Source organism: Brevundimonas sp. Leaf363 (genome assembly GCF_001424025.1).
Taxonomy (GTDB): domain Bacteria; phylum Pseudomonadota; class Alphaproteobacteria; order Caulobacterales; family Caulobacteraceae; genus Brevundimonas.
Window position 1 is genome coordinate 120,227 of record NZ_LMPZ01000001.1, and the last position, 20,643, is coordinate 140,869.

A 20,643-nucleotide genomic window follows, 5' to 3' on the forward strand; every position below is an offset into this window, starting at 1 on the left:
AGCTTTAAGGCGAGACGATGAGCGAGACTCAACTTCCGATTGCAGGCTTGATAAAGATCGCCTGTATCCGGTCTGGACTGGACGCCGATACGGTGACCCGGATCCTGACGTTCGCCCTGGGTCTGGTTGACCGCCACGCGGCGCCGGAAGCGGCGCGGCGCCTCTACGACGCGGTGCCGGGCTCCGAAGCCCTGGCCCGGTCGCCGGCCGCCGGACCGCAGAAGTCGAGCGGCGGTCTGTTCTCCGGCCTCATGCGCGGCGCGGCGGGCCTGTCGGGCCCGGCCATCAGCGAGGCCATGGGCGCCGCCGATGCGCTCAAGAAGGACGGCGTCGACCGCGACACCCTGTCCCGGACGCTGAAGGCCACGCGCCGGGCGGTCGAGTTCAAGACCGGCCACGACTTTGTCGGCGACGCCCTGAAGACCATCCCGGGCGTCGGCAAGCTGATGGGCGCCGACTAGGCTCGGCGACTAGGCCGGCGGCATCGCCGCCAGCGCCGCGCTCTGGATGGCGCAGCCGTTCAGCGCCTCGCCGCCGATATCGACCCGGGCCGTCAGCGGATAGGTCCGGTCGCTCATTCCGTCCGAACATTCGGTCGCCATCAGAGTGACGACCAGCGCCGTCCCGGCGGTCGTCGTGGCCGTGTACGTCGCCACCGTGCCCTGGACCACCGCGCCGGGGTTCGGCGCCGTTTGCTCGGGCCGGTCCACGCCGGAATAGGTCAGGCCCCCCGGCCTGATGTCCACACCCCAGAAGGGCTCGGTCCCCAGCGCCCGGATCGGCTGATCCAGCTGGACCCCGCCCAGGACGGGCGCGGGCGCCGGAGCCGGCGGCTCGGGTGCGGGCGTCGGCTCGGAACAGGCGGCGACCGTCAGGATGAGGGCCAGCGGGGTCAGGCGCTTGATCATCGGACTCTCCGGAAACACGGTCCCGATCAGGACCCTTCAGGCGGGGCGTCGTCAAGGCGGCGCCGGGCGCTATGATCCCCTCATGCCGATTCGCCCGCACGCCCGGCCCAGCCTGACCGCCTTCGAGTTCTTCGCGGGCGGCGGTCTGGCGGGTCTTGGGCTTCAGGCCGGCGGCTTCCGCTCCACCTTCGCCAACGACTTCGACGCCGCCAAGGCGCGCGCCTTCCGCGCGAACCATTCCGGGACGCCGATGGTCGAGGGCGACGTCTGGGGGCTGTCCGCCGCCGACCTGCCCGGCCGCCCCGACCTGTGCTGGGCCTCCTCTCCCTGCCAGGATCTGAGCCTGGCCGGCGCGCGCAAGGGGCTGGAGGGCGTGCGGTCCGGGGCCTTCTGGGGCTTCTGGCGACTGATACAGGCGCTGGACGCCGAGGGCCGCGGCCCGCGCGCGATCGTCATCGAGAACGTCGCCGGCCTGCTCAGCTCCAACCAAGGCCGCGACTTCGCCGCCGTCTGTACGGCGATGGCCGAGGCCGGTTTCCGCGTCGGCGCGCTGGAGATCGACGCGGCCCTGTGGCTGCCGCAGTCACGGCCGCGTCTGTTCATCGTCGGCTTGCGGGGCGCCGAAGGACAGGAGCGGACAGCCCCTGCCCTGCCCTTCCACAGCGACCGGCTGGTCGCCGCCCACGCCGCCTTGCCGCCAGCCGTCCGTGACGCCTGGGCCTGGTGGTCGCTCGACGCGCCGCCACGGCGCAACGCCGATCTGGCCGCCCTGCTGGAGCCGGACGCCGACTGGCTGGACGCGGACGCCTCGGCCCGCCTGCTCGATCTGGCCGCACCGCTGCACCGCGCGCGGATCGAGGCGGCGACGACGCCCGGCGCGGCCTTCCTGCGCATCCGCACCGAGCACGGGGTCAAGCACCAGCGGCTGGAGGCGCGGTTCGACGGCTTGGCCGGATGCCTGCGCACGCCGGCGGGCGGATCGTCGCGCCAGTTCGTCGTCGCGCCCGGCCCGGACGGCCCGCGCCTGCGCCGCCTGACGGCCCGCGAGGCCGCGCGCCTGATGGGCTGCTCCGAGGACTACGTGCTGCCGAAGAGCCAGAGCGCCGGGCTGAAGCTGATGGGCGATGCGGTGGCCGTGCCCGTGGTGCGGGCGCTGGCGGAACGCCTGCTGGCCCCGGCGCTGACCGGCGCCCGCGCGGCCGCCTAGGGCCTGGGGACCAGACGCCACATCCGCAGGGGGTGGCGCACCGATCCGGCCTCCTCGCCCGCCTCGGCGCCCCGGCCCATGTAGAGATCGGCGCGGACCGGGCCGCGGATGGCCGAGCCGGTGTCCAGCGCCATGACCAGGCCCTGGTAGCCGCGCCGGGCGCCCGGCAGGGTCGCGCCGTCCGCCTCGACCCAGACCAAGTCGCCATAACGCCAGCTGGCCGGATCGACTGCGATGGCGCGGCGCGGCGTCAGCGGCACGCCCGCCGCCCCCGCCGGCTGGCCGCCGTCGTCCGGGTCCAACCGGAAGAAGATGTAGCGCGGGTTCAGCGCCGTCACCGCCTTGGCCTGCGGCCCCCGGTGCGCATCCAGCCAGGCGCGGATCGCCTCGCCCGAGGTCCCGTTCGGCGGCAGCAGGCCCTGGTCGGCCATCTGCCGTGCGATTCCCCGGAACGGCTGGCCGTTGTCGCCCGCATAGGCGGCCCGCTGATGCTCGCCGTCGCCGAAGTCCAGATAGCCCGAGCCCTGGATCTGCAGGAAGAACAGGTCCTCGGTCCGCATCCAGCCCAGGATTTCGGCGGCGCCCGGATCGGCCTCGATCTCGACACGCGGCCGCGTGTCCCGCGCGCTCGGGCGGCCCAGGATCGGCGCGTCATAGTCGCCTCCGGGCGCATGGCGGGCGGTGTATTCGGGCGCGAAATAGCTCGTCAGCATGCCGGGCCGGCCGTCCGCGGTCTCGGCCGCCACCACGTCGAAACCGCGCTCGAAGAAGTCGCGGGCGCGGGTCGGGGTCACCGGCTTGGACGTCTGCTGGATCAGCCGCGCCTCGTTGCAGCGGGCGACGGCCGCCGCCTCGCGGGCCACGCCGCAGCCTTCGACATAGGCCATGAAGGCCGCCAGGTGATCCTCCTGGCTCCATCCGGGCAGGGTGTGCGGCCCGGTCGGAGGCAGGACCGGTTCATCGGGATCAGGCGGCGAGACGGGGCCGGGCGCCGTGTCCGGCGGCGGGACCGGCGCGGGCGCGGGCGGGGTGGCGCACCCGGCCAGGGCCGCGCCGAGGACCAGTCCGACCGCGAGGCCGGAAAATCTCACGCCGAGGCGGGCTCGACCCGCGCCAGCACCCAGTTGGGATCGGCCGCGCCCAGGGTCCGCTGGAAGGTCCAGTGTTCGGCGGTCCGGCGTTCCTCCACCTGCGGCTCGCCGCCGCCATCAGGCGCGATGCGGCTGCGCAGCTCGGCCAGGAAGCGGACCTTGGCGATCGCCTTGTCGCCCTCGGCCGTGGCGGTTTCGATATCGGCGCGCGGCGGATGCAGGAACTCGACCGTCTCGGTTTCGCCGCGGGTCTCGCGCGCCGTGATGCCGGCCTCGAAGCTCTCCAGCACCGACGGCGTCAGCAGGGGCTTCAGCGCGGCGCGGTCGCCGGCGGCATAGCTGCGGACGATGGATTCATAGGCGGTGCGGGCGCCGTCCAGGAACCGCTGGGGGTCGAACGCCGGGTCGCGCGCCTTCAGGTCGGCAACGGCGGCCAGGGTCGCGGCGTCCGTGATGGTCGGCCGCTGGGCGGCGGCCTCCGGCGTCGACGGGATCGGGGCGGCCTTGGCCTCGTCGCCGGGCTGGCGGCCGACCTTGCGGCCCAGCACATTGTACAGCTGGAACAGCACGAAGGCCGCGATCAGGGCGAAGACGACGATCTGGAACGGTACCGGCACGTAGGGCTTCCTGGGTCGCGCGAGCGCGCGGGACCTTGGGATTAGGTGCTGACTTGGGCCTGCGCAAGGCCGCTCGCCTGCCCGGCGTTGCGGCCAATGGCCCCGCCGTGTTAGTCGCCGCGCCTTCCGGGGCGCGCCCGAGCGCGTCCGCTGACACCATTCCAGATTTTCCCATGACCGACGCCGCACCCGCCCCGACCGCCCCGACCGGAGCCGAGGTCAACGCCCAGGTGGCCGCGCCCGGCTTCCGCATCCTGGCCCAGTACGTCCGCGACCTGTCGTTCGAGAACCCGCGCGCGCCCGAAAGCCTGCGCGTCGAGGCCAAGCCGGCCATCGACCTGGGCGTCGAGATGAACGCCCAGGGCCGTCCGGACGGCCTGTTCGAAGTCGATCTGAAGCTGTCGATCAAGGCGACGACCGATCAGAACGCCGTGTTCGCGGTCGAGCTGGTCTACGGCGGTCTGTTCGCGCTGCAGGGCGTGCAGGAGCATGACATCGAGCCGCTGCTGCTGACCGAATGCCCGCGCTACCTCTTCCCCTACGCCCGCGAGATCATCAGCCGGGCCACGGCGGACGGCGGCTTCTACCCGCCCTTCATGCTGGACCCGATCGACTTCGCCAGCATCTACGCCCAGCGCAAGCAGCAGATCGGCGGGACCGCCGGTTCGGGCCAGGCGTAAGCCAGACCTTCTCCTCCCCATCCCCGATGGGGAGGTGGCGCGCGTAGCGCGACGGAGGGGCACCTCGAGCGCCGCGCTCCGGCACGGCCCCTCCACCCCTTCGGGGTTCCCCTCCCCATTGCATGGGGAGGAAAATTCTACGCCGCCTCGGCCACGTCCAGCCCGTAGGCTTCCCACAGCGAGAGGTCCTTCAGCTCGGCCTTGAGGAAGGCCGCGTGCGCGGCGCGTTCGGCCTCGGTCGAGGCGGGGGCCAGAGGACGGGGACGCGGCGGGTAGGCCGAAACGCCGGCGGCGGCGACCACGATCGGCCCGCGTGCGGCGGTCAGGTCCAGCGCCCGTTCCTTGCCGCCCCGCAGCTCCAGATAGACTTCGGCCAGCAGGCGGGCGTCGATCAGGGCGCCGTGCAGGGTGCGCTCGACCAGCGAGATCTTGAACCGCTTGCACAGGGCGTCCAGCGAGTTGGCCATGCCCGGAAACTTCTTCTGGGCCAGCTGCAGCGTATCGATCCAGCGCCGCTCGTCGGTGATCGGCGCCCCGCAGCGGTTCAGCTCGAAATCGACGAAGTTCCGGTCGAAGTTGGCGTTGTGCGCAATCAGCGGGGCGTCGCCGATGAATTCCATCAGATCGGGCACGATCTCGGCGAACTTCGGTGCATTCGCCACCTTGTCGTCGGTGATGCCGTGGACCCGGATGGCGTCCGCCGGGATCGACCGCTCCGGATTGACCAGACGGTGGAACATCCGACCCGTGGGCAACAGATCCTCGATCTCGATGCAGCCGACCTCGATCAGACGGTCGCCCGTCTTGGGGTCGAAGCCGGTGGTTTCCGTGTCCAGAACGATCTCGCGCGCCATGACGCCTTAATGGATCGGTTCGCCGCCGTCCGAAAGACCGCGGGACCATCCCGGCGTCAGAACTCTGTCCATGATGGCCCGGACCTGTTGACGAGCGGCCTCGAGGCCCCGGCCGGTGTCGATGATGAAGTCCGCGCGGCGCCGCTTTTCCGCGTCCGGGACCTGGCGGGCCAGGATGGCCTCGAACCGCTCGGCCGTCATGCCGGGGCGAGCCAGAACGCGCGCGCGCTGGACCTCGGCCGGCGCCGTTACCACCACCACGGCGTCCACCATGGCCGCGCCGCCGGTCTCGTAGAGCAGGGGGATGTCCAGCACGACCAGGCGGACGCCCTGCGCCTTCGTTGCGGCCAGGTCAGCCAGCCGGCCTGCGGCGACCAGCGGGTGGACGACGGCCTCCAGTCGTTTGAACGCCTGATCGTCGCGGCCCAGCGCCTCGGCCAGCCGGGCGCGGTCCACGGCCCCGTCCACAACGACGCCGGGGAAGGCGTCGCCCACCGGCCCGACCGCCGCGCCGCCGGGCGCGTAGAGCCGGTGCACGGCCTCGTCCGCATTCCAGACCAGGGCGCCGGCCTCGGCGAACATCTCGGCCGTCGTCGACTTGCCCATGCCGATGGAGCCGGTCAGGCCCAGAATAATCATTGGACGATCATCCGGCCTCTCCCAAATGCGCGAGCGCCTTCGCCCGCACATCGACCAGGGGCGGCGCCATGCCGAACAGCGCCTGAAACGACGGCCGCGCCTGACCGATCAGCATGGCCAGACCATCCACGCCGATCAGACCGCGCTCACGGGCGGCGGCCAGTAAGGGGGTCTCCAGCGGGCGATAGGTCATGTCCATGACCGCTGCGTCGTCCGGCAGCAGGCTCAGATCCACGTCGGGCCGCACGCTCAGCGCATTGACCACCAACGCCGCGCCCTGAAGCGCCTCATAGGCCTCCATCACCACGCCGCCGAGCTCGGCGACCAGGGCCTCGGCGCGGTCCCGGCTGCGGTTGACGATGCGGACCTGCGCGCCTGCGTCGATCAGGGCGACCACCGCCGCCCGCGACGCGCCGCCTGCCCCCAGCACCACCGCCGGGCGGCCCGTCAGATCGAGAGCCGGCGCCTGTTCCGCCAGGGCGCCCACCAGACCCAGCCCGTCGGTGCTGTCGCCGACGGCGTGGCCGTCCTCGAAGACCAGCAGATTGACCGACCCGGCCCTACGCGCTGTGTCGCTGACCGTGTCGGCGGCGGCCAAGGCGCGCTCCTTCCACGGCGCGGTGATGTTGAAGCCGCGCAGACCCCCGGACCGGCCGCGCGCGACCAGGGTGTCGAAGTCGGCCTCGGTCTCGGCCGGCAGCGCGTCGTAGGTCGCGTCCAGCCCCGCCGCCTCCAGCCAGGCGGTGTGCAACAGGGGGCTGAGCGAGTGGGCGATCGGCCAGCCTGTGACGCCCGCTTTCATGTGCCGATGATCCCGATGCGGCGCAGTTCGGCCAGCAGGGGCCACAGCGGCAAGCCTAGGATGGTGAAATAGTCGCCCTCGACCCGCTCGAACAACTGCGCGCCCGGCCCCTCCAGCCGATAGACGCCCACGCTGGACAGGGCCTGCGGGCCCTCGTCGGCCATATAGGCGTCGAGGAAGGCGTCCGAGAGCGGCCGCATGGTCAGGTCGGCGCGGCCCAGATGGGTCCAGATCACCTGGCCGCCCTTCGCCAGGGCCAGGCCGGCGTGCAGGCTATGGGTCCGGCCGGCCATCGCCGCCAGTCGCGCGCGGCCCTCGGCGAGGTCTTCGGCCTTGTCCATCGAGCCGCCTTCCAGCTCCAGCGTCTGGTCGGCGCCCAGGACCCAGGCGTCGGGTTCCGCGCGCGAAACGTCCAGCGCCTTGGCCTCGGCCAGGGCCAAGGCCAGATCGGCGGGTGACAGATGCGCCAGGGTCGGCTTCAGCGCCGCCTCGTCGACCGATGACGGCCGGGCGGTGAAGGGCACGCCGGCGCCGTCCAGCACCGCGCGCCGGGCGCTGCTGCCCGAGGCGAGGATCAGTCGGTCGTTCTGGCGGCTCACCAGCTGGTCCCCACGCGATGCGACCGACGCTCGCTCAACAGGTTGATGATGGCCGCCGCCGTCTCTTCGACCGAGCGGCGCGTGACGTCGATGGTCGGCCAGCCGCGCCGTTCGAAGGCGCGCCGCGCCTTGACCGTCTCGTCGCGCACCGCGTCGTGGTCGACGTAGGACGACGTGCCCCCCGCACCCAGGCCTTCCAGCCGGTTCTTGCGGATCGCCACCAGCCGCTCGGGCGACACGGTCAGGCCGATGACCAGCGGGTTGCGCAAGGTGGTCAGCCGCTCGCCGTCCTCCTGGCCGGGCACCAGCGGCACATTGGCCGCCCGCACGCCCCGATGCGCCAGATAGATGCAGGTCGGGGTCTTGGACGTGCGCGACACGCCGCAGAGAACGACGTCGGCCCCTTCCAGCTGATCGGCCGTGCCCTGGCCGTCGTCATGGGCCATGGCGAAGTCCAGCGCCGCGATCCGATTGAAATAGTCGTGGTCCAGCGCGTGCTGGGCGCCGACTCGCGTGCTGAGCGCGGCCCCCAGATAGCGGCTGAGCGCCCCTTCCAGCGGGTCCAGCGCCCCGATCTGGGGCATGTCCAGCCGGCGACAGCCGTCTTCAAGCTGGGTTCGAAGGCTGCGGTCGACCAGGGTGTGCAGCACGACGCCGGGCGCGGCGGAGATTTCCTCCAGCACCCGTTCCATCTGCCGGTCCGAGCGGACCAGGGCGTAGATATGCTCGATCGGGATGACGCCCTCGAAGCGGGCGGCGACGGCCTTGGCCATGGCGTTCAGCGTCTCGCCGGTGGAATCGGACACCAGGTGGACGTGAAAATAGGTCGCCAGGCGGGCGGAACGGGCTGGGCTCATCGAACGGGGCTCATGATCGCGGCGTGACCGACATCGGGGGATGACCCTGTGGATCGAACGGCCCTCGAGGCGAGGACGGATCGGTCCGGCCTGGGCGCCGAACCCTATAGCCCGACCCGGCGCCGGTCGCGAGCGGGGACGACGCGGGAGGAAACGGCCGATCGGGCGACCGACTGTCCACGGGGCGCCGGCCGTCGACGGGAGACTTGGGGACGGTTAACAAAGTCCTAACGCCGGGCTGCGCGATCCCCAGGGGACGTCAGCCCCTCAGGCCCGCGTGTTAAGGTTCTGTTAAGGGTTATCCCCGGGGCTCACAGGGCGCTGCGTGGCCGCCATGCGGGTCGCCTCCGTCTGTGGATCGGGGCCGGATTCGCGCCGTGAGCGAACGAACGATCCCCGTCGTCCCGCCCCCTTCTGCCTTCCTCCATTCTTCTCAATTCAAGTTTGAACAGGAGAAGGGTGGGACCGTCCAGCCCCGGAGATTTCCGATCGAAGACGGCGTCCAGACGGTCGCTTCCGGCGCGATTTGGCTCTAAACGCCAGCCGATGAGCGATCCCGTCTTCCTGAGAGCCCTGCGCGGCGAGACCCTGGAGCGTCCGCCGGTCTGGTTCATGCGCCAGGCGGGGCGTTACCTGCCCGAGTACCGGGCTCTCCGCGCCGAGGCGCCCGACTTCATCGCCTTCTGCCTGAACCCCGAGATGGCGGCCGAGGCGACCCTGCAGCCGCTGCGCCGGTTCGGCTTCGACGCGGCCATCATCTTCGCCGACATCCTGCTGATCCCCCAGGCCCTGGGCCAGGAGGTCTGGTTCGAGGCGGGGGAGGGGCCGCGCCTTGGGGCCATGCCGTCGCCGGGTCACATGGCCGAGCTGGCGGCCGGCGCGGGCGATCATCTCGGCGCCGTCGGCCGGTCGCTCAGCCTGGTTCGCGAGCAGTTGACGCCCGAGAAGGCCCTGATCGGTTTCTGCGGCGCCCCCTGGACGGTCGCCACATACATGCTGGACGGCGAGCACCGGACCATCGGCAAGGGCGAGCGGGCCCAGGCGCGAACCTACGCCTATGCCGATCCCAAGCGGGTCGATGCGACGCTGGATGTGCTGGTCGAGGCCAGCGCCCGGTATCTGAAGATGCAGGCCGACGCGGGGGCCCAGGCGCTGCAGATCTTCGAAAGCTGGGCCGAGGGCATGCCCGACGACCTGTTCGAGCGCCTGGTGCTGGCGCCGCACAAGGCGCTGGTCGCCCGGACACGGGAGCTGGGCGTCACCGTGCCGCTGATCGGTTTCCCCAGAGGCTCGGCTGCCTTGGCCGAGCGCTATGCGGCCGAGGTGCCGATTGACGCGGTCGGGCTGGACACGGCCTGTCCGCTGGAAGTCGGCAAGCGCGTCCAGGCGATCAAGCCGATCCAGGGCGCGCTCGATCCGCTGCTGCTGCGCGCGGGCGGCGCGGCGCTGGACCGCCGGGTCGATCAGCTAATGGAGGCCTGGGGGCAGGGGCCGTGGGTGTTCAACCTGGGTCACGGCATCCTGCCGGACGTGCCGATCAGCCACGTCGAGCAGGTGCTGCGGCGCATCGGGGCGCAGGACTAGACGATGTCGAGACGGATCGCGGTCGTTCTGTTCAACCTCGGCGGGCCGGATACGGCGGCCGATGTGAAGCCGTTCCTGTTCAACCTTTTCAACGACCAGGCGATCATCGGCCTGCCCGGCTGGGCGCGGACGCCGCTGGCCAGGCTGATCTCCAGCCGCCGGGAAAAGAGCGCCCAGGCCAACTACGCCATGATGGACGCGGGCGGCGGATCCCCCCTGCTGCCGGAAACGAAGGTCCAGGCCGAGGCGCTGCGGACGGCGCTGGCGGCGCGCCTGCCGGGCGACGAGGTCCAGACCTTCATCGCCATGCGCTACTGGTCGCCGCTGACCGAGGAGACCGCGACAGACGTCGCCGCCTTCGGACCGGACGAGGTGGTGCTGCTGCCGCTCTATCCCCAGTTCTCGACCACCACGACCCAGTCGTCGCTCAAGGCCTGGAACGAGACCTACGCCGGGTCGGGCGTCAGCCGAACGGTCTGCTGCTATCCGGAAGGCGCGGGCTGGATCGAGGCCCAGGCCCAGGCCATCCGCGCCACCCTAAAGTCGGCTGGCGATCAGCCGGTTCGCCTGCTGTTCTCGGCCCACGGCATCCCGGAGAAGCTGGTCGAGAGCAAGGGCGATCCTTATCAGGCCCAGGTCGAGGCCACGGTCGCGGCCGTCACGGCCCGGCTGGCGGCGATGGGCGTCAGCGTCGATCACGCCCTCTGCTACCAGAGCCGCGTCGGGCCGATGAAATGGCTGGGTCCCTCGACGCCCGAGGCGATCGAGGCCGCCGGCAAGGACGGCCTGGGCGTGGTCATCACCCCGATCGCCTTCGTCTCCGAGCATATCGAGACCCTGGTCGAACTGGACATCGAATACGGCCACCTGGCGCGCGATCTGGGCGCCCAGCCCTATCTGCGGGTCCCGGCGGTGGGACCGACGGCGGTCTTCATCGACGATCTGGCGCAGGCCGTCGTCGAGGCCCTGCCGCGCACCGGCGCCGCGCCGCATGGCCCGGGCTGCCGCAAGGCCTGGAAGGCCTGTCCCCATCTGTGTCAGCAAGGCGTGGCCGCATGAGCGCCTATGACGTCGCGCGGGGCCTGCACATCCTGGCCGTGATCGCCTGGATGGCGGGCCTGCTCTTCCTGCCGCGCCTCTATGCCTACGACGCCGAACAGGCCGCCAAGCCCGAGCCCCTGCGCACCGAGATGCGGACCCTGCTGCGGACCTGGCAGGGGCGGCTGCTGAAGATCATCCTCAACCCGGCCATGGGGATGGCGTGGATCTTCGGCCTGTGGCTGATCCACATCGACGTCTCGGCGCGCGGCTGGAGCTTTCTGGCCGAGCCCTGGATGCTGACCAAGCTGCTGGGGGTTTTCCTGCTCAGCGGCTGGCACGGTTATCTGACGGCGGAGGGCAAGCGCATCGTCGCCGGGACCTCGGTTCGCACCAGCAAGTTTTGGCGCATGACCAACGAGGCGCCCTTCCTGCTGGCTATCGTCATGGTGCTGTCGGTCACGACGGAGTGGCGGTTCTAGTCTCCCTCCCCTTCATGGGGAGGGTGGCTGGCGCGCAGCGCCAGACGGGTGGGGAGCCTCAGAGCGCCGACTGGATGCCCTCTCGAACCCCACCCTGCGGCTTCGCCGCTGTCCCTCCCCATGAAGGGGAGGGAGACCTTGACCTGAACCCCCGCTCCGTGGTCTGCCTCCTCGCGAACCGTCCCTGGCCTCGCCGGGCGGTCCCTCTCTCCTGACGACGCCGGCTGATTTCGTCCGCCGGAGCCCGCCGTCCCTCCTGACCCGGCCGCAAGGCCAGACATCGCCAGCCGAACCGCCCGCCTTTCGGCGCGCGACCCGCTGTGACCACAGAAGATCCAAGAGCATGACCGACGTCCGCGACACCGATCCCGACAGCCCCGAGGCCGAAGCCCTGCCCGACGTCCAGGACGTCCAGGAAGACGCCGGCCACGAGGACGCTGGCCATGACGACGCCGGCCATGACGACGCCGGCCCGATCGACACCTCCATCGTCGATCAGGAGGCCGAGGAGGACGAGGGCGAGCCCGTCGTTCCGTCCGGCCGCATCACCCTGGCCGAGCTGAACGAGAAGACGCCGGCCGATCTGGTCGCCTTCGCCGAGCAGCTGGAGATTGAGAACGCCTCCAACCTGCGTCGTCAGGACCTGCTGTTCGCTATCCTCAAGGCCCTGGCCGACGAGGAGGTGGAGATCATCGCCTCGGGCGTGTTGGAGATTCTGCCCGACGGCTTCGCCTTCCTGCGTAGCCCCGACGCCAATTATCTTCCGGGCCCGGACGATATCTATGTGTCGCCGTCGCAGATCCGCCGCTTCGGCCTGCGCTCGGGCGACACCGTCCACGGCGCCGTGCGCGGCCCACGCGAGGGCGAGCGCTACTTCGCCTTGCTGAAGGTCGACACGATCAATCTGGAAGACCCCGAAGAGGTCAAGACCAAGGTCCTGTTCGACAATCTGACGCCCCTCTATCCCGAGGAGCGGCTGCACATGGAAATCCAGGATCCGACGCTGAAGGACCGTTCGGGCCGGGTCATCGACATCGTCGCGCCGCTCGGCAAGGGCCAGCGCTGCCTGATCGTCGCCCCGCCGCGCGTCGGCAAGACGGTGATGCTGCAGAACATCGCCAAGTCGATCGAGGCCAATCACCCCGAGGTCTTCCTGATCGTCCTGCTGATCGACGAACGCCCGGAAGAAGTGACGGACATGCAGCGCACCGTGAAGGGCGAGGTCGTGGCCTCCACCTTCGACGAGCCCGCCACCCGCCACGTGGCCGTGGCCGAGATGGTGATCGAAAAGGCCAAGCGCCTGGTCGAGCACAAGAAGGACGTGGTGATCCTGCTGGACTCCATCACCCGCCTGGGCCGCGCCTACAACGCCACAGTGCCGTCGTCGGGCAAGGTGCTGACCGGCGGCGTCGACGCCAACGCCCTGCAGCGGCCCAAGCGCTTCTTCGGCGCCGCGCGCAACGTGGAACAGGGTGGTTCGCTTACCATCATCGCCACCGCCCTGATCGACACCGGCAGCCGGATGGACGAGGTCATCTTCGAAGAGTTCAAGGGCACCGGTAACTCGGAAATCGTGCTGGACCGCAAGGTGGCCGACAAGCGCATCTTCCCCGCCATCGACGTGCTGAAGTCCGGCACCCGCAAGGAAGACCTGATCACGCCGAAGGACCAGCTGGCCAAGACCTATGTCCTGCGCCGCATCCTGAACCCGATGGGCCCGCAGGACGCGATCGAGTTCCTGCTCGACAAGCTGCGCCAGTCCAAGAACAACTCGGACTTCTTCCAGTCCATGAACACCTGAGCAGGCAGCCGCCTGCAGGGATTAGAAAGGGGCGGGCCGTCGGGTCCGCCCCTTTTTCTTGGTCAGGGGATCAGCAGGGTCGAGCCGGTGGTGCCGCGGCCTTCTAGCGCGTGGTGGGCGTCCTGCACCTGATCCAGGGGGAAGGTCTGGCCGATCTCGACCTTGATCTGGCCGCTCTCGATCATCTCGAACAGGGCGGCGGCCGAGGCGTCCAGCTCTTCGGTGGTCGCGACATAGTCGAACAGGGTCGGCCGCGTCAGGAACAGCGAGCCGCCGCGCGACAGGCGCAGGGGATCGACCGGCGGCACGGGCCCCGACGCGTTTCCGAACACCGCGACAGTCCCGCGCCGCCGCACGCTGGCCAGCGATGCGTCGAACGTGGCCTTGCCGACCGAGTCATAGGCCACCGCCACGCCGCGGCCGTCGGTCAGCGCCTTCACTCGTTCGGCCACGTCCTCGCGGTCGTAGAGGATGACGTCGTCGCAGCCGTGGGTCCGCGCCAGCTCCGCCTTGGCCTCCGAGCCGACCGAGCCGATGACCCGCGCGCCGATGGCCTTGGCCCACTGGCATAGGATCAGGCCGACGCCGCCGGCGGCCGCGTGGACCAGAATGTCGTCGCCCTGTTTCACGTGGAACACGCGTCGGACCAGCATCTCTGCGGTCATACCCTTCAGCATGGCGGCCGCGGCGATTTCCAGCGAGACGCCGTCCGGCACATGGACCGCCCGCCCGGCGTCCACGACATGCGCCTCGGAGTACGCGCCGGCGGGCCCGCTCGCGTAGCCGACGCGGTCGCCGATCTCGAAGCGGTCTACGCCTTCACCGATGGCTTCGACCGTGCCGGCGGCCTCCAGGCCCAGTCCGGCGGGCAGGGGCAGAGGGTAGAGGCCCGTACGGTGATAGACGTCGATGAAGTTCAGACCGATCGCCACATGACGCACCCGGATCTGACCCGGGCCCGGCTCGGGCGTCGGGACCTGGGTCAGGGCCATCACCTCGGCGCCTCCGGTCTTCTCGATGCGGACGGCGCGGATGGAGGAGGCGGGCATGCGTATTCCTTTCGTCGGCCGGATCGGCCTATGACGGTCATCCCAAGGTTGGAGCGCGGCCATGAAAGTCAACATCACCATCGACTGCGAACCGGCCGAGGCGCGCGCCTTCATGGGCCTGCCCAATGTCGAGCCGCTGAACGATCACCTGGTGGCCGAGATGAAGCGGCGCATGGACAAGAACATCACCGCCATGCAGCCCGACGAACTGATGAAGACATGGACCAGCTTCGGCCTTCAGGCGCAGGACCAGTTCCGCAAGCTGATGGAGGCGGCGGTCAAGCCGTGACGCCAAGATCCTCCCCCATAGGGGGAGGGGGACCCCGGAGGGGTGGAGGGGGCTCGCCTCAGCCGCACCGTCTGAAGATGACCCGCCGCGCCTGGCGTCTTCCCCCTCCACCGCAAGCGGTCCCCCTCCCCCTATGGGGGAGGATCTAGATGTCTGACACCATCTTCGCCCTGGCCACGCCGCCGGGGCGCGGCGCCATCGCGGTGATCCGCCTGTCCGGGCCGGGGGTGGATGCGGCGCTGGTCGGCATGGGCGCCGGGACGCCCAAGGCGCGGCGGGCCAGTCTGCGTACGCTGAGCCATGAGGGCGCGACGCTGGATCAGGCGCTCGTCTTGCGGTTCTCCGCGCCCAACAGCTTCACCGGCGACGACAGCGCGGAACTGCATCTTCACGGCGGTCGGGCGGTAGTCGAGGCAGTGTCGGCCGCGCTGATGGCGCTGGGCATGCGCCCAGCCGAGCCGGGCGAGTTCACCCGCCGAGCCTTCGAGAACGGCCGGATGGACCTGGCCCAGGCCGAGGCGGTGGCCGATCTGGTCGATGCCGAGACGACGGCTCAGGCAACCCAAGCGCTGGGTCAGCTGGACGGCGCTCTCAGCCGGACCTACGCCGGTTTCCGCCGCCGTTTGCTGGAGGCCATGGCCCTGGTCGAGGCCGAGATCGACTTCCCCGATGAGGAGGTGCCGGACGGTCTGGCCGCCTCGGCCGGGCCGGCGCTGGATTTCCTTATCAACGATCTGGAGCGGGCGCTGGCCGACGGCGAGCGCGGTGAGCGGGTGCGTGATGGCTATCGCATTGTCCTGATCGGCGAGACCAACGCCGGCAAGTCTTCGCTGTTCAACGCCCTGGTCGCGCGCGAGGCGGCCATCGTCACGCCCATTCCCGGCACCACCCGCGACGTGCTGGACGCCCAGCTGGTGATCGGCGGCTACGCCGTGACCTTGTCGGACACCGCCGGCCTGCGCGAGAGCGAGGACGTCATCGAGGCCGAAGGCGTCCGCCGCGCCCAGGCCTGCGCCGAGGCGGCTGATCTGCGCATCTGGGTCCGCGCGCCGGGCGATCCCGAGGGCGTGGCGGCGGCCTTCGCGCGGCCGAACGATCTGTTGGTCTGGTCCAAGGCCGATCTGGCGACAGAGCGTCTTGAGGGGCCGGGCGAAGGCCTGTCGGTCAGCACCACGACGGGGCAGGGGATGGCGGCGCTGTACGACATCCTCGCCGCGCGGCTGGCCGAAGACCTGTCCGGCGCCGACTTCCCCGCCGTGACCCGCGAGCGACACCGACGCCGCCTGGCCGAGGCGCTGGAGGCGGTTCAGGCCGCGCGCCGGGCGCTGACGATCGCGCCCGAGATGGCGGGCGACGACCTCCGCCGGGCCGCCGATGCGCTCGGCCGCGTCACCGGGGCCATCGGTGTCGAAGAGGTGCTGGGCGAGGTGTTCGCCAGTTTCTGCATCGGGAAGTAACTCTCCCTCCCCTTTATGGGGAGGGTGGCTGGTGCGAAGCGGGAGACGGGTGGGGTGTGTGAGCGCATCGCAGCCCGGACTTCCCCACCCGGGCTTCGCTGCGCTCCGCCATCCCTCCCCATAAAGGGGAGGGAGATTTATTGTTTCACGTGAAACACCGCCCCGGCCGCGCTGGCGGGAAGGGCCGTTTTCCCTTACATGCCCGCCCATGAAGTTCGATGTCATCGTTATCGGGGGCGGGCACGCCGGCTGCGAGGCCGCGGCGGCTTCCGCGCGGCTTGGCGCGGCCACCCTGCTGCTGACCCAGAAGCTCGAGACCATCGGCGAGATGAGCTGCAATCCGGCCATCGGCGGCCTGGGCAAGGGCCATCTGGTGCGCGAGATCGACGCCATGGACGGCTTGATGGGCCGGCTCGGCGACAAGGCCGGCATCCAGTATCGCCTGCTGAACCGCTCCAAGGGCGCAGCGGTGCAGGGCCCGCGCAGCCAGATCGACCGCCGCCTCTATCGCGAGGCGATGCAGGCCGACCTGGCCCAGACGCCGAACCTGACCCGGATGCGGGGCACGGCCGAACGCCTGATGCTGGACGGAGACCGCGTGGTGGGTGTCGTCACCGGCGCCGGAGAAGAGATCCGCGCCGCCGCGGTCGTGCTGACGACCGGCACCTTCCTGAACGGCGTCATCATCAAGGGAGAGGATCGCATCCCGGCTGGCCGGCATGGGGAGGCGCCATCGACGGGCCTGGCCGCCGATCTGCACGCCGCCGGACTGGCCTTGGGGCGCCTGAAGACCGGCACCCCGGCCCGCCTCGATGGCCGGACGATCGGCTGGGACCGGCTGGAGATGCAGGCGGCGGACGCCGAGCCGGCGCCCTTCAGCTTCCTGACCGAGCGGATCGACGTCCCCCAGATCGCCTGCGGGGTCACCCACACGACCGAGGAAACCCATCGCATCATCGCCGACAAGATCGTTGAAAGCGCCGTCTATGGCGGCCGCCTGTCCGGCCGGGGCCCGCGCTATTGCCCCTCGATCGAGGACAAGGTGGTGCGGTTCGCCGACAAGACCTCGCACCAGATCTTCCTGGAGCCCGAGGGACTGGACGATCCGACGGTCTATCCGAACGGTATCTCGACATCGGTATCCGACGCGACCCAGATGGCCTTCCTGCGGACCATCCCGGGGCTGGAGGCGGTTCAGGTGTTCCGCTTCGGCTATGCCATCGAATACGACTACGTCGACCCGCGCGAGCTGACGCCCGACCTGCAGGTCAAGGCGCGGCCGGGCCTCTATCTAGCCGGCCAGATCAACGGCACGACCGGCTATGAGGAGGCGGGGGCGCAGGGGCTGATGGCCGGGCTGAACGCCGCGCGCGCGGCCGCCGGCTCGGACGCCGTCATCCTGGGCCGCGATCAGGCCTATGTCGGCGTGATGATCGACGACCTCGTCACGCGGGGCGTCACCGAGCCCTATCGGATGTTCACCAGCCGCGCCGAGTATCGGCTAAGCCTGCGCGCCGACAACGCCGATCAACGATTGACGCCGCTGGCCGTTAACCTTGGTATGGCCAGCCCGGAGCGGCGCAAAGCCTTTGCCGACAAGGCCGCAGGCCTGACCGAGGCTTACCGTGTTTCACGTGAAACGCTGTTCACGCCGGGCGAGGCCAACGCCTTAGGCATCGCGGTCAACGCCGATGGACGACGTCGATCCATGCGCGATCTGCTCGCCTTTCCCGGTGTCGACCTGTCCGCCTTTGAGAGGTCGCGGCCCGAGATCGCACGCTGGGCGCCCGCCGTTCGAGAGCAGATCGAAATCGACGCGAGCTATGCCGCCTATCTTGATCGACAGACCCTTGAAGCGACGGCCCTGCGGCGGGATGAGGATTTGATCCTGCCGGCTGATATCGACTATGCGACGATCGGTGGCCTGTCGAACGAGGCTCGTGAGAAGCTGGCGCGCGTCCGGCCGGTCACGCTAGGGCAGGCGGGACGGATCGAGGGCATGACGCCGGGCGCGCTGACCGCCCTGTTGTCCCATGTGCGTCGTCGAACCCCCGAGGCGGCGTGAGCGCCCCCGACGCGGCCGCCTTTCAGACCCTGACCGGCGCTACGCCTCATCAGATGGCCGACCTGGAGGTCTTTCGGCAGCGGCTGACGGACACCAACGCCGTGATGAACCTGGTTGGACCTGACACCTTGCCGGACTTTTGGAACCGTCACGCCTGGGACTCCGCGCAGTTGCTGAACCACGCGCCGGAGGCTTCGCGTTGGGCGGATCTGGGGGCCGGCGCCGGTCTTCCAGGTGTTGTTCTGGCCATTCTGCTGAAGGGTCGCCCGGGCGCACACATCTGGCTGATCGACAGCCTGGCCAAGCGGTGCCGGTTCCTGGAGGCGCTGGTGCGCGAACTGGACCTGCCGGCGACCGTCATCAATGGCCGCGCCGAAGACAACAAGGTCGCGGTCGACGTGGTCACGGCCCGCGCCGTCGCGCCGCTGGACCGCCTGCTGGGCTATGCACAGCCTTATCTACAGTCCGGCGCCCTCGGCCTGTTCCTGAAGGGGGAAAAGGCAGAAGGCGAGTTGATCGAGGCCCGCCGGCAATGGCATTTCGACGCTGAGCTGATCCCGTCGCAAAGCGATGCGCGAGGTCGCATCCTGAGCGTTCGGAGGCTACGCCGTGTCCGCCCCTAAGACCCGCGTCCTCGCCGTCTCGAACCAGAAGGGCGGCGTCGGCAAGACCACGACCGCGATCAACCTGGGCACGGCCCTGGCCGCCATAGGCGAGCGCGTGCTGATCGTCGACATGGACCCGCAGGGCAATGCGTCCACCGGGCTGGGTGTTCCACGTGAAACGCGGCGGGTGACGATCTACGACGTGGTCGTGGACGGGCGCGCGGTCGTCGAGGCGGCGGTTCCCACGGCCGTACCGGGTCTGTCCATCATCCCGGCCGACGCGGACATGTCCGGTGTGGAGATCGAGCTGAGCCAAGCGGACCGGCGCTCTTATCGCCTTCGCGACGCCCTGCAGGCCTGTCAGACCGAGTATGACTACGTCCTGATCGACTGCCCGCCATCATTGAACCTGCTGACGCTGAACGCCATGGCCGCCGCGGACGCCGTGCTTGTGCCGCTACAGTGCGAGTTCTTCGCGCTGGAAGGCCTGACCCAGCTGATGCGCACGGTCGACATGGTGCGCCAGAGCCTCAACCCGCGTCTGGAGATACAGGGTCTGGTGCTGACCATGTACGACCGGCGCAACAGCCTCTCCAGTCAGGTCGCGAACGATGTACGCGCCCACTTCGGCGACAAGGTCTACGAAGCGGTCATCCCCCGGAACGTGCGGGTGTCGGAGGCGCCGTCTTTCGGCAAGCCCGTGCTGATCTACGACCTGAAATCCTCTGGCAGCCAGGCCTATCTAAAGCTGGCGCGCGAAGTCGTCGCGCGCGAGAAGCAGCGCCGCCTAGCCGCCTGATTATACGAACGGAAACAAACAGTTGTCGGAACGTCAAAGAGGATTGGGCCGCGGCCTTTCGGCCCTGATGGGCGAGGATGCGGCCGTCCCGGTGGCGCCGCCTGCCGGCGGGCCCGCGCCGTCCCCCGAGGGCCTGCGCCATGCGCCGATCGAGCTGCTGAAACCCAATCCCGACCAGCCGCGCAAGACCTTCCCACAGGCCGAGCTGGACGAACTGGCCGCCTCCATTCGCGACAAGGGCGTGCTGCAGCCCATCCTGGTGCGGCCCGATCCGTCTGGCGAGGGCTTCCAGATCGTCGCCGGAGAACGCCGCTGGCGCGCCGCCCAGCTGGCCCGCCTGACCGAGGCCCCCATCGTCGTGCGCGAGATGGACGACGTCGAGGTGCTGGAAGTCGGCGTCATCGAGAACGTCCAGCGCCAGGACCTGAATCCGCTGGACGAAGCCCAGGCCTATGCGGTGCTGATTTCGAAGTTCGGCCGCACCCAGGACGCGGTCGCCGCCGTAGTCGGCAAGAGCCGCAGTCATGTGGCCAACAGCCTGCGCCTGCTGGCGCTGCCGGACGCGGTTCTGTCGCTGTTGCTGGACGGGGCCCTGACGGCGGGCCACGCCCGCGCCCTGATCACCGCGCCGGATCCGGCCGGCCTGGCGGACAAGATCGTGCGCGAGGGACTGAACGTGCGTCAGGCCGAGGCGCTGGCGCGCCAGGCCCAGGCTGGGCCCAGGCCGGACCGATCCCGGTCGTCATCCGCCGCCGGCGGCGGATCGGCGGACATCGCGGCGCTGGAGCAGGACTTGTCGGACGCCCTGGGCCTGAAGGCCTCGCTCGCCGATCGCAACGGCAAGGGGGAGCTGACGCTTCGCTACGCCAGCCTCGAGCAGCTGGACGACCTGTGCCGACGGCTGATGCGGGGTTGATCGACGGTTCGTGCTAGGGTGCCCGCATGACCGATACCCCAGAGACCGCCGCCGAAGCCCTGAAACGCGTCCTCGCGGCCAAGAAGGCGTCCAGCGCGCCCGGCGGCCCCGCCTTCAAGCCCGGCCAGCACCCCGAAAAGTCCGTCAGCGCCAAGAACACGGCGATGGCCAAGCCCGCCTTCCGCAAGGCGTCGAAGCGGGGCTGATACACTTTCCTCCCCATGAAATGGGGAGGGGGACCCGGAGGGTGGAGGGGCCGTTCAAGCGCCGCCGTGTGATCGCCCCTCCGTCGCGCTTCGCGCGC

23 protein-coding genes are annotated in these 20,643 nt (G+C 70.1%); 14 read left to right on the plus strand and 9 right to left on the minus strand.

The features are described 5' to 3' along the window. Positions 1–47: 47 nt before the first annotated feature. Complete coding sequence (locus ASG17_RS00610) at positions 48–461, plus strand: hypothetical protein (protein WP_056098008.1); 414 nt, start codon at positions 48–50, stop codon at positions 459–461. A gap of 9 nt (positions 462–470) precedes the next feature. Here the strand turns inward: ASG17_RS00610 and ASG17_RS00615 are convergent, their stop codons facing one another. Then, on the minus strand, positions 471–908 hold the full coding sequence (locus ASG17_RS00615; RefSeq protein WP_056098010.1) for a COG3650 family protein: 438 nt from the start codon (positions 906–908) through the stop codon (positions 471–473). Between the two features lie 82 nt (positions 909–990). On the opposite strand from ASG17_RS00615, the gene ASG17_RS00620 reads away from it, so the two are divergent. Then, positions 991–2,115: a DNA cytosine methyltransferase gene (locus ASG17_RS00620; RefSeq protein ID WP_056098012.1), complete on the plus strand. Its 1,125-nt coding sequence runs from the start codon at positions 991–993 to the stop codon at positions 2,113–2,115. Here ASG17_RS00620 and ASG17_RS00625 read toward each other — a convergent pair. Together ASG17_RS00625 and timA are read right to left on the minus strand one after the other, a co-directional pair. After that, on the minus strand, positions 2,112–3,206 hold the full coding sequence (locus tag ASG17_RS00625; RefSeq protein WP_056098013.1) for an MltA domain-containing protein: 1,095 nt from the start codon (positions 3,204–3,206) through the stop codon (positions 2,112–2,114). The two genes, ASG17_RS00620 and ASG17_RS00625, sit on opposite strands and share 4 nt — an antisense overlap. Next, complete coding sequence (gene timA, locus ASG17_RS00630) at positions 3,203–3,823, minus strand: TIM44-related membrane protein TimA (protein ID WP_056098015.1); 621 nt, start codon at positions 3,821–3,823, stop codon at positions 3,203–3,205. The genes ASG17_RS00625 and timA overlap by 4 nt, the downstream gene beginning before the upstream one ends. A gap of 173 nt (positions 3,824–3,996) precedes the next feature. Here timA and secB point away from each other — a divergent pair, with 173 nt between their 5' ends. After that, the gene (secB, locus tag ASG17_RS00635) at positions 3,997–4,503 is read left to right on the plus strand and encodes a protein-export chaperone SecB (RefSeq protein ID WP_056098017.1); all 507 of its coding nucleotides are present in this window, start codon (positions 3,997–3,999) and stop codon (positions 4,501–4,503) included. A gap of 137 nt (positions 4,504–4,640) precedes the next feature. On the opposite strand, the gene dnaQ is transcribed toward secB, so the two are convergent. Genes dnaQ through ASG17_RS00660 form a run of 5 tightly spaced genes read right to left on the minus strand, consistent with a single transcriptional unit; the run spans position 4,641 to position 8,254 of the window. Beyond that, positions 4,641–5,357: a DNA polymerase III subunit epsilon gene (gene dnaQ / locus ASG17_RS00640; protein ID WP_056098019.1), complete on the minus strand. Its 717-nt coding sequence runs from the start codon at positions 5,355–5,357 to the stop codon at positions 4,641–4,643. A gap of 6 nt (positions 5,358–5,363) precedes the next feature. Further along, positions 5,364–5,996, minus strand: coding sequence for a dephospho-CoA kinase (gene coaE / locus ASG17_RS00645; protein WP_056098021.1), 633 nt, complete (start codon positions 5,994–5,996; stop codon positions 5,364–5,366). Between the two features lie 7 nt (positions 5,997–6,003). Further along, positions 6,004–6,798, minus strand: a complete 795-nt coding sequence (locus ASG17_RS00650) for a shikimate dehydrogenase (RefSeq protein ID WP_056098023.1) — start codon at positions 6,796–6,798, stop codon at positions 6,004–6,006. After that, entirely contained in the window at positions 6,795–7,400 is a 606-nt protein-coding gene (locus ASG17_RS00655; RefSeq protein ID WP_156367679.1) for a Maf family protein, read from the minus strand. Before ASG17_RS00655 ends, ASG17_RS00650 begins: the two co-directional genes overlap by 4 nt. Further along, a complete protein-coding gene (locus tag ASG17_RS00660) occupies positions 7,394–8,254 on the minus strand; it encodes a pyruvate, water dikinase regulatory protein (RefSeq protein ID WP_056098025.1) in 861 nt (286 codons plus the stop codon). The genes ASG17_RS00655 and ASG17_RS00660 overlap by 7 nt, the downstream gene beginning before the upstream one ends. A gap of 546 nt (positions 8,255–8,800) precedes the next feature. On the opposite strand from ASG17_RS00660, the gene hemE reads away from it, so the two are divergent. The 4 genes from hemE (at position 8,801) to rho (ending at position 13,159) form a co-directional block, all read left to right on the plus strand. Continuing rightward, entirely contained in the window at positions 8,801–9,838 is a 1,038-nt protein-coding gene (gene hemE, locus ASG17_RS00665) for a uroporphyrinogen decarboxylase (RefSeq protein WP_056098027.1), read from the plus strand. A gap of 3 nt (positions 9,839–9,841) precedes the next feature. Further along, positions 9,842–10,897: a ferrochelatase gene (gene hemH, locus ASG17_RS00670; protein WP_056098029.1), complete on the plus strand. Its 1,056-nt coding sequence runs from the start codon at positions 9,842–9,844 to the stop codon at positions 10,895–10,897. Beyond that, entirely contained in the window at positions 10,894–11,358 is a 465-nt protein-coding gene (locus tag ASG17_RS00675) for a CopD family protein (RefSeq protein WP_056098030.1), read from the plus strand. The genes hemH and ASG17_RS00675 overlap by 4 nt, the downstream gene beginning before the upstream one ends. A gap of 343 nt (positions 11,359–11,701) precedes the next feature. After that, on the plus strand, positions 11,702–13,159 hold the full coding sequence (gene rho / locus ASG17_RS00680) for a transcription termination factor Rho (protein WP_056098033.1): 1,458 nt from the start codon (positions 11,702–11,704) through the stop codon (positions 13,157–13,159). A 62-nt stretch (positions 13,160–13,221) separates the two neighbouring features. Here the strand turns inward: rho and ASG17_RS00685 are convergent, their stop codons facing one another. Further along, complete coding sequence (locus ASG17_RS00685) at positions 13,222–14,208, minus strand: quinone oxidoreductase (RefSeq protein WP_369796632.1); 987 nt, start codon at positions 14,206–14,208, stop codon at positions 13,222–13,224. 61 nt (positions 14,209–14,269) lie between these two features. On the opposite strand from ASG17_RS00685, the gene ASG17_RS00690 reads away from it, so the two are divergent. From ASG17_RS00690 to ASG17_RS00720, 7 genes are all read left to right on the plus strand, one after another. Next, entirely contained in the window at positions 14,270–14,497 is a 228-nt protein-coding gene (locus ASG17_RS00690) for a DUF6489 family protein (RefSeq protein ID WP_056098034.1), read from the plus strand. A gap of 149 nt (positions 14,498–14,646) precedes the next feature. Beyond that, positions 14,647–15,954 (plus strand): tRNA uridine-5-carboxymethylaminomethyl(34) synthesis GTPase MnmE, encoded by a 1,308-nt coding sequence (mnmE, locus tag ASG17_RS00695; protein ID WP_056098036.1) that lies wholly within the window; start codon positions 14,647–14,649, stop codon positions 15,952–15,954. A 208-nt stretch (positions 15,955–16,162) separates the two neighbouring features. Next, positions 16,163–18,019 (plus strand): tRNA uridine-5-carboxymethylaminomethyl(34) synthesis enzyme MnmG, encoded by a 1,857-nt coding sequence (gene mnmG / locus ASG17_RS00700; protein ID WP_056098038.1) that lies wholly within the window; start codon positions 16,163–16,165, stop codon positions 18,017–18,019. Positions 18,020–18,072: 53 nt separating this feature from the next. Then, complete coding sequence (rsmG, locus tag ASG17_RS00705) at positions 18,073–18,642, plus strand: 16S rRNA (guanine(527)-N(7))-methyltransferase RsmG (protein WP_056098897.1); 570 nt, start codon at positions 18,073–18,075, stop codon at positions 18,640–18,642. Continuing rightward, positions 18,629–19,423, plus strand: coding sequence for a ParA family protein (locus ASG17_RS00710; protein ID WP_056098040.1), 795 nt, complete (start codon positions 18,629–18,631; stop codon positions 19,421–19,423). Before rsmG ends, ASG17_RS00710 begins: the two co-directional genes overlap by 14 nt. A gap of 22 nt (positions 19,424–19,445) precedes the next feature. Then, positions 19,446–20,339 (plus strand): ParB/RepB/Spo0J family partition protein, encoded by an 894-nt coding sequence (locus tag ASG17_RS00715; RefSeq protein ID WP_056098041.1) that lies wholly within the window; start codon positions 19,446–19,448, stop codon positions 20,337–20,339. Between the two features lie 26 nt (positions 20,340–20,365). After that, positions 20,366–20,545, plus strand: a complete 180-nt coding sequence (locus ASG17_RS00720) for a hypothetical protein (protein ID WP_056098043.1) — start codon at positions 20,366–20,368, stop codon at positions 20,543–20,545. Positions 20,546–20,643: the final 98 nt, after the last annotated feature.